Source organism: Microbacterium sp. IO18, from assembly GCF_049099505.1.
Lineage (GTDB): Bacteria > Actinomycetota > Actinomycetes > Actinomycetales > Microbacteriaceae > Microbacterium > Microbacterium aurugineum.
In genome coordinates, this window is sequence record NZ_JBMJAF010000005.1 from 1 (window position 1) to 8470 (window position 8470).

At 61.5% G+C, this 8470-nt stretch carries 6 protein-coding genes; 1 reads left to right on the forward strand and 5 read right to left on the reverse strand.

Features of this window, described 5'->3' with window-relative positions:
* Positions 1-188: 188 nt before the first annotated feature.
* The 5 genes from ACLF6J_RS17600 to ACLF6J_RS17620 form a co-directional block, all read right to left on the reverse strand.
* Complete coding sequence (locus tag ACLF6J_RS17600) at positions 189-776, reverse strand: adenylate kinase (RefSeq protein WP_421076988.1); 588 nt, start codon at positions 774-776, stop codon at positions 189-191.
* 270 nt (positions 777-1046) lie between these two features.
* On the reverse strand, positions 1047-2186 hold the full coding sequence (locus ACLF6J_RS17605; RefSeq protein WP_421076989.1) for a bifunctional 2-methylcitrate synthase/citrate synthase: 1140 nt from the start codon (positions 2184-2186) through the stop codon (positions 1047-1049).
* A 65-nt stretch (positions 2187-2251) separates the two neighbouring features.
* The gene (prpB, locus tag ACLF6J_RS17610) at positions 2252-3157 is read right to left on the reverse strand and encodes a methylisocitrate lyase (protein WP_421076990.1); all 906 of its coding nucleotides are present in this window, start codon (positions 3155-3157) and stop codon (positions 2252-2254) included.
* A gap of 18 nt (positions 3158-3175) precedes the next feature.
* Positions 3176-4696, reverse strand: a complete 1521-nt coding sequence (locus tag ACLF6J_RS17615) for an MmgE/PrpD family protein (protein WP_421076991.1) — start codon at positions 4694-4696, stop codon at positions 3176-3178.
* A complete protein-coding gene (locus ACLF6J_RS17620) occupies positions 4689-5336 on the reverse strand; it encodes a GntR family transcriptional regulator (protein WP_421076992.1) in 648 nt (215 codons plus the stop codon). Before ACLF6J_RS17620 ends, ACLF6J_RS17615 begins: the two co-directional genes overlap by 8 nt.
* A gap of 169 nt (positions 5337-5505) precedes the next feature.
* On the opposite strand from ACLF6J_RS17620, the gene ACLF6J_RS17625 reads away from it, so the two are divergent.
* A complete protein-coding gene (locus ACLF6J_RS17625) occupies positions 5506-7437 on the forward strand; it encodes an AMP-binding protein (RefSeq protein WP_421076993.1) in 1932 nt (643 codons plus the stop codon).
* The last annotated feature ends 1033 nt before the right edge of the window (positions 7438-8470 follow it).

Here is an 8470-nt window from a genome sequence, read left to right on the forward strand (position 1 = left end):
TCGGGTCAAAGACGTCGCTAAAGCGGCCGGACGTGCCCTCGACACGCTGGCCGTCGACGTAATGGGATAGTTCACGCGTCATGATGGAATGCTCCTTATGCATTGGGTAATGAATGTGTGTTGGTAGCCTGGTTTGCTGATGGCCAATGGGTTGGAAACCTCCTGGCTAGCTGATGGCTCAGGGAGCCCTAGTGCACGCCCTTGGGGGCCATCTTTTCAATCGCCGCCATGACCCTATCAGTCACTTCTTCAACGGGTCCGGAACCGTTCACTGACGTCAGAATGCCTCTCTGGGCATAGTTGGCGACCACAGTTTCTGTCTGCCGGTGATAAAGATCCAGGCGGTGACGGACCACGGTTTCGTTGTCATCGGTGCGGCCCGTTATTAATGCTCGGCCCAGAAGGCGCTCTACCAGCTCTTCGTCGGCGGCCGTCAGTAGCACCGCCAGAGCCAGCTGCTGACCGTTTCGTCCGAGGATATCGTCAAGCTCGGTGATCTGCTGGACTGTCCGAGGGTAGCCATCCAGCAGGAACCCATCCTTGACGTCTTCACTGCTCAGCCGACCCCGGACCATTTCATTTGTGACTTCGTCCGGCACAAAATCGCCGACGTCCATGTAGGTCTTGGCTTTGAGGCCCAGCGGAGTCTTTTCCTGGACGTTTGTGCGGAAAATGTCGCCCGTGGAGATGGCAACGACGCCGAGGCGATCCGACAGGCGTTCCGCCTGGGTACCTTTACCCGAGCCGGGCGGCCCGATAAGCAACATTCTCGTCATTTCATTGGCCCTTCGTATGCTTTGTGGATGTTGATGGGGCTGCTTGGCCGGCTCCCAACGCGGTCCTGATATTCCGGATGAAGTCCTATCTCTCCGGATATGCGCGGTGGGGAGGCGTCCCGTTGCGATAGACGGTGATCCGGGTGATCACCTTCGGCCTCCCCACCGCAGTCTGTGGGATCACAGCATTAGGTTGATGACCGCTGAAAAACCGGGCACTTCTAGGCGCAATCGGTCCCAGACTCCCGTTGAGCCGCCGGGGAAAGAAGACTAGGGCACGTGCCGTTCGTCCACGCCGTTGTATGCGCTGAGTGGACGAATGAGGGAGTTGGCAGCGGCTTGTTCCACAATGTGTGCGGTCCAGCCTGTGATGCGGCTGGCGACGAACAAGGGGGTGAATGTTGGGGTGTCGAACCCCATGAGGTGGTAGGTGGGACCGGTCGGGTAGTCGAGGTTCGGCTTGATCGCTTTCGCCGCGTCCATTGCCGTTTCCAGGCCGTTGTACAGGCCCAGCAGTTCGGGGCGGCCGTAGTGGGCGATCATTTTGTCCAGGGCGGCCTTCATGGTGGGGACGCGGGAGTCACCGTGCTTGTAGACGCGGTGGCCGAAGCCCATGACCTTCTTTTTCTTCGCGAGGGCGTCCTCCATCCAGACCTTTGCCCGGGCTGCGGCCTCGTCGAGGGATTCCTCGGACCTGATGCCGATCTCGTCGAACGTGTGCATGACGGCCTCGTTGGCACCGCCGTGCAGCGGCCCCTTGAGTGCGCCGATGGCGCCGGTGACCGCGGAGTGCAGATCCGAAAGGCTGGAGGTGATGACGCGGGCGGTGAATGTGGATGCGTTGAAGGAGTGCTCGGCGTACAGGATCATCGAGACGTTGAACGCATCGATAACCTCCGGGGCGTGGTCCTCACCGAACGTCATCCAGAGGAAGTTGGCCGAGTAATCCAAGTCATCGCGGGGTGCCACGACGTCCTGACCGCGCCTGCGCCGCTGGTCGTAGGCCACAACGGCGGGCATCGCGGCGAAGAGGTCCACGGACTTGGCCAAGTTGGCTTCGGGCGAGGAGTCTTCGGCGAGTTCATGACGGGCCCCCAGCACTGAGACTGCCGTCCGGCAGACATCCATCGGATGGGACGTCGTGGGGAGTGCGTCGATGACCTGCTGCACCACGGGATCGAGGGCCCGCCCGACCCGCTCCCGCGCCGTGAACCCGGCCAACTGCTCCGGGGTGGGCAACTCGCCGTTCCACAGCAGGTAGGCGACTTCCTCGAAGCTGCACGCGGCCGCGAGCTCCTGGACAGGGTATCCGCGGTACAGCAGCGAGTTCGTGTCCGGGTTGACCTTGGAGACGGCCGTGTAGTCCACAACGACGCCGGCGAGGCCCTTTTTGATGTCTTCAATAGCCATGCTGAAAATCCTTCGTTCCTTTTGCAGTGTCCCGGCCGAAGCCGGAGGTCCGGGATGGTTACGGGTCAGCGGGTCCCTGGAATTGTGAAATTGAAGACTCCGGAGTCAAAGCCGTTGTAGGCCTCGTAGTCGACAAGGTCGTAGAGCCGGGCCCTGGTCAGCATGCTTCCGATCTGCGCCTCTTGTGTCCCGTCTGATCTGATCGAATCCAGAACACGCTCAGCAGCGCCGATGGCGCTGCGGAGCAGGGTCACGGGATAGATGACCATGTTGACGCCAACTGAGCGCAGCTGTTCAACCGTGAAAAGGTCGCTCTGGCCGAACTCGGTCATGTTGGCCAGGATCGGAACGTCGACGGCGTCGCGGATGGCTTGGAACTCGCTGAGGTCCTTCATGGCTTCCGGGAAGATAGCGTCGGCCCCCGCCTCCACGAGCGCCCTCGCACGGTCCTGGGTAGCCGACAGCCCGTCGGTGGCGCGGATGTCGGTGCGCGCCATGATCAGGAAGTTAGGATCCCGCCGCGCTTCGGCCGCCGCTCGGATGCGCTTGGTCGCGGTGTCCAGATCCACGACATTCTTGCCGTCCAGGTGTCCGCAGCGCTTGGGGTTGAACTGGTCCTCGATGTGGCAACCAGCCAAGCCGGCGTTCTCGAGCTCCTGGACGCTCCTGGCGACGTTCATCGGCTCGCCGAAGCCGGTGTCGGCGTCGACGATGCAAGGCAAATCGGTCATCCGGGCGATTTGACCGGCTCGGGTAGCCACCTCGGTCAGGGTGGTCAGCCCAATGTCGGGCAGGCCGAGGTCGTTGGCGAGGACCGCGCCGGAGATATACACGCCGGCGAAGCCCTTTTCCTCGATCAGCCGGGCCGAAAGTGGGTTAAAGGCGCCGGGAAACTGCTGGATAGTTCCGGATGCGAGCATCTCGCGGAGGGCGAGGCGCTTCTGTTCCGCTGTTTTTTCGGAGTAGAGCATGTGGTTCTCCTCTCCGGCTTAGAAAAGGCCGGCTGGTGCGTTGCTGAAGTCGATGATGCCGGGGGCCGCGGTGATGTTCAGCTGGTCCAGGTCGCCCGGACCCAGGTCTGCCAAGCCCTCTGCGGCCGCGAGGAAGCGTGTGATTTCCTCTTCTGTCACCAGCCCCGCGGCGAGGGTGCGGAACTTGTTGATGTACTGCTCCCGTCCGAAGGGGCGGGCGCCGAGGGGGTGGGCGTCGGCGACGGCGATTTCATCGGTGATGATGGCCCCGTCCGCAAGGGTGATCTCCACCGAGCCGCCGAAGGCTTTCTCGGAGATGTCCAGGGAGTGGTACCGGCGGGTCCATTCGGGGTCTTCCTCGGTGCTGACCTTCTGCCACAGCTCCACCGTGTCAGGCCGGGCGGCACGCTCGGGGGAGTACGAGTCCACGTGGTGCCAGAAACCATCCTGCAGGGCCACCGTGAAGATGTACGGGATGGAGTGATCCAGCGTCTCGCGACTCGCCGTGGGATCATACTTTTGCGGGTCGTTTGCCCCGGAGCCGATCACGTAGTGCGTGTGGTGGCTGGTCCTGATCAGCACCGACTTCACGTTCGCCGGATCCGTAGCCTCGGGGTGCTCACGGTTCAGTTTCCGGGCCAGGTCGATCCAGGCCTGAGCCTGGTACTCGGCCGAGTGCTCCTTGGTATAGGTGTCCAGGATGGCGCGCTTGGCCTCGCCGGCTTCCGGCAGCGGGACTGTGTAGCGCGCGTCCGGGCCGTCCAGCATCCATGCGATCACGCCGTCTTCGCCCTCGTAGATCGGCACGGGCGAGGTCTGGCCGCGCATCGCGCGGTCAACGGATTCGACGGCCATCTTACCGGCGAACGCCGGGGCGTGGGCCTTCCACGTGGAGATTTCGCCCTTGCGGGACTGGCGCGTGGCGGTGGTGGTGTGCAGCGCCTGGCCGACAGACTGGAAAATGGTCTCCACGTCAAGGCCCAGGAGGGTGCCGATGGCGGCAGCCGCGGACGGGCCCAGGTGCGCGACGTGGTCGATCTTGTGCTTGTGCAGGCAAATGGCCTTGACCAGGCTGACCTGGATCTCGTAGCCGGTGGCGATGCCGCGGATCAGATCCCGGCCGCTGGAACCGACATGCTGGGCCACTGCAAGGACCGGCGGAATGTTGTCGCCGGGGTGCGAGTAGTCGGCTGCGAGGAATGTGTCGTGGTAGTCGAGTTCTCGGACCGCCACGCCGTTGGCCCACGCGGCCCATTCGGGGGAGACCTTGTCGGTGATGCCGAAGACGCTGGCGCCTTTGCCATTGGTCGTCGGTGCGTGGGTCATCGCCTGGGCGCGGGCCGCTACAATGGGGCCACGGTTCAAGGATGCGATCGCAACTGAGGCATTGTCGATTACGCGGTTGACCACCATTTCGGTGACGTCGGGGGTCACCTCGACCTCGTCAGCGGCTACCAGGGCGATCTTGTGGGCCAGCTGGTTTTCGCGTGCCAGGTTTTCCTCGCTTTTGTACACGCGGACGTGGTGTTCCTTAACCATGGGGTTCCTTTCGGTGAGTGGCCTTGACGTGGGAAAGACTGCGGTGGAGATGTAGGGTGGTGGCCGCTTCGGCCAGTTTTGGGTTGCCGGAGGCGATCGCTTCCGCGATGGCTGCATGCTCGCCAGCAGCTGCGTGGAGCCGGCCCGCATCATCGGCCGCCAGTCGACGGACGCGCACCAGGTGCACGCGGAGGCTCCGCATCGCCTGTACAAGGTAGGAGTTGGAAATAGCGGCATCGATTGCCTCATCCAGGCGCCCCACCAGGGCGTAGTACTCGTGTCTGGCAGGGTCTGCACTGTTTATGAGGTCCGGCGCCTCCAGCAGCTGACGATGCAGCTCCCAGAAAATTGCGGCATTTCCGCGTGCAGCGGCGAGAGCTGCCGCCCTCCCCTCCAGCGTCTCACGCAGCTCAAAAAGTTCGTCGATGTCCTCAAGAGAGATGTCCGTGACAACGACCCCCCGGCCGCCTGGCGCCGCAAGACCTTCGGCGCTGAGCCGGCTTAGGGCCTCCCTGACGGGGGTCCGGGATACGCCGAGCCGTTCGGACTGCTCCACTTCGGCGAGAATGGTGCCAGGGGCCAGGCGCCATTCGATGATGTCCTCGCGAAGGGATGCATAGGCTCTGTCACTCGCTCGCATGTTTCTCCTCCATTGCAGATGCCTTGAGTGTATACATAGACTTCGAGATAGCACTAGTATCCGGGAACAGTTCGCAGAAAAGTGCTCAGGATGTATACACAATCCTTGTTTTCTGGAGAGGCCGAAGATAGCATGATCGAAATCACACCGTCGTGGACAGGAATCTCGCATGGGCATCACCAGTTATCGAGACAGCTACAAGCGCAGCCAGGAACACCCCGAAGAGTTCTGGCTGGACGCGGCACGTGAGGCGGCTTGGACTGTCCCGCCGCGTCAGGCCCTTGACTCCGGGCAGGCCCCGCTATTCGGATGGTTCCCTGATGGGGTCCTCAACACCTCGTTCAACGCCCTTGATCGCCATGTACAAGCAGGTCACGGCGAGCGGGACGCTCTGATTTACGACTCGGCAATGATTGGCACGAAGCGTCGGTACAGCTATGCGGAACTCACCGAACTCGTAGCGACATTCGCCGGAGTCCTGCGCGATCAGGGAGTGGGAAAAGGGGACCGGGTGGTGATTTACATGCCTATGATCCCCGAGGCCGTGATCGCCATGCTGGCCACAGCGCGCCTCGGCGCCGTTCACTCGGTGGTCTTCGGTGGCTTTGCGCCGAATGAGCTGGCTGCCCGGATCAGAGACGCTGCTCCGGCGGCATTGGTCACGGCATCCGGAGGATTGGAACCGTCGCGGCGCATTGAATACCTGCCGGCAGTCTCGGAAGCTTTGGAGCTGTCCGGGTTTAAGGACGTTCCCGTGCTGGTAAAAGCACGTGATGGATTCGAAGCGGCGGTTGACGATTACCAGGGATGGTTGGACTGGGACGCCCAGATGGCAACAGCTGCCCCTTCAGGCCCTGTAGATGTCAGTTCGACGGATCCGCTTTACATCCTGTATACCTCGGGAACAACGGGAACACCCAAAGGCGTGGTGCGGGACAACGGCGGCCATGCTGTGGCTCTCACCTGGACGATGTCCAATATTTATGACATCGGACCCGGGGACGTCATGTGGACAGCGTCCGATGTCGGATGGGCTGTCGGCCACTCGTACATCGTCTACGGTCCCTTGATGGCTGGTGCCACTACGGTCCTCTACGAAGGGAAGCCTGTGGGCACGCCCGATGCGGGCGCCTTCTGGAGGGTCGTCCAGGATCACCGGGTAAAGGTCCTCTTTACTGCTCCTACGGCTCTCAGAGCCATTAGAAAGGTCGACCCGGAAGCAAAGTTGTTGGCTGACTACGATGTTTCCAGCCTGCAGACCCTCTTCGCCGCCGGTGAGCGACTAGACACTGATACCCAGGCTTGGGCAGCGAAGGTTCTGCAGATCCCGGTAGTCGATCATTGGTGGCAGACCGAAACAGGTTGGCCGATCTGCGCCAGCCCACGGGGCTTGGAGACGATGCCTATCAAGCCGGGCTCTCCCAGCGTTCCTATGCCAGGCTTCACGCTCAAGATCGTGGATGGAGAGGGCACGGCAGTGCCAGCGGGGGAGGAAGGGAACATAGTGCTTGCCCTCCCATTGCCGCCCGGGACTCTGACCACGCTCTGGGGCGACGATGAAAGGTATGTTTCTTCATATCTTCGGGCCTTCCACGGCTTCTACGCCACGGGGGACTCAGGGTACCTAGATGAAGACGGGTACCTCTTCGTGATGGGCCGCACTGACGACATCATCAACGTGGCCGGACACCGACTTTCAACCGGTTCCATGGAACAAGTCATTGCACAGCACGCGGCAGTTGCCGAGTGTGCAGTCATAGGTGTAGCAGACCCGCTCAAAGGCCAGCGTGCGAGCGGCTACGTCGTGCTCAAATCCGGGGTCGACGTCCCCGAAGAGATCCTGGTCCAGGACCTGGTCGCCCTGGTGCGACGGGATATCGGTGCCGTGGCAGACTTCAAGAGTGTCACAGTGGTTGAGGCGCTTCCCAAAACTCGGACAGGAAAAATACTTAGAAAAACGATGCGTCAGATTGTGGACGGCGACAACTACGTCCTTCCTTCCACCATTGAAGACCCCGACGTGCTCGACAAATTGATTACGAGACTGCGGCCCGCGGTCAACAGCGACGGCAGCCCGTCGCTTCCGGCCAGCACACCGTAACCACTCGTTCCGGTGTAGGGGCTGCTTCCCAGGGGCCCCTACACCGGAATTCCAATAAGGGGACTGTTCACGAGCTAACCAGCGGCCCATGCCGCCACATAGCCCGCAAGCCCAGTCCCTCCACGTGCACAGCGACTTCTGGACACGCTGGACAAACCTAACTTCTCTTCCGCCAGTAGCCTGAGCCGGCTGTAGATGCCAAGAAGGAACCGCCACGACGGGGGCTTGGCCGGGCCGCTCCCTTCCTAGCCAAGATGAAGTGTCGACTGGCGCGGCGGACATCGAAGCGTGGAAGTACCAACATCAGCAAATTTCGACCTAGTGGAGATCAGCGTGGCCGCTTACCGGCATAATGACTGGAGCCTTCTAATAGGCGTCTTTGTGGAAATTCGGCAGAATAACAAGCTGGTCCGGTCAGGGTTCGTGGAAGACGCCATGCCGGACTCGTCAGCAGTCTGGATCGCTGCAGATGCATCCCACTACCGAACCTTCATAGACAAAGCCGAGGGATACGAGGTGTGGGTTGAACCCCAACCTCTCGAGGGCCAGCTGGCTTACCGAATGACGTCCAACGCCCTTCAAAAGGAACATTAACGGTCCGGGTCCGCAATCCGTGACATCCCGGTTCGCTGGTTGAGCCATTCCTGATATCAGAAACCCGCGGCTCCCGTCATCGACGCCTCTAAATTTAGAAGCGATAGCGTCGCGGCTGCGGGCCGCTATCGTGGCCGCCCTTACAATCACAGCCGCGCGCGGGCTCTATCATCCAGACCTCAACCGCCGCAGCAACGGCCTGTGGCCCCGGACAAAAGTCCTCACTCGGCTCCCGGCATTCTTCGGAAACCTCTTCGCGTCACACCTAATTTTAACCAAGTTTTTCAGAATTTCGATGATCTATGCCGTGCCGCAGTTTTACCGAGTCGGCCGGATCCAAAACCAAAGGAGCAACTCATGGTTCGCGTACTCACTCACTATGTCGGCGGAAGCCCCGCCGAGGGCACGTCCGGCCGCTTTAGCGACGTCTTTGACCCGA

Excerpts from the sequence above, each read along its gene's own strand:
- ACLF6J_RS17600 (WP_421076988.1), bottom strand. The coding sequence starts at position 776 with ATGACGAGAATGTTGCTTATCGGGCCGCCCGGCTCGGGTAAAGGTACC.
- ACLF6J_RS17605 (WP_421076989.1), bottom strand. The coding sequence starts at position 2,186 with ATGGCTATTGAAGACATCAAAAAGGGCCTCGCCGGCGTCGTTGTGGAC.
- prpB (WP_421076990.1), bottom strand. The coding sequence starts at position 3,157 with ATGCTCTACTCCGAAAAAACAGCGGAACAGAAGCGCCTCGCCCTCCGC.
- ACLF6J_RS17615 (WP_421076991.1), bottom strand. The coding sequence starts at position 4,696 with ATGGTTAAGGAACACCACGTCCGCGTGTACAAAAGCGAGGAAAACCTG.
- ACLF6J_RS17620 (WP_421076992.1), bottom strand. The coding sequence starts at position 5,336 with ATGCGAGCGAGTGACAGAGCCTATGCATCCCTTCGCGAGGACATCATC.
- ACLF6J_RS17625 (WP_421076993.1), top strand. The coding sequence starts at position 5,506 with ATGGGCATCACCAGTTATCGAGACAGCTACAAGCGCAGCCAGGAACAC.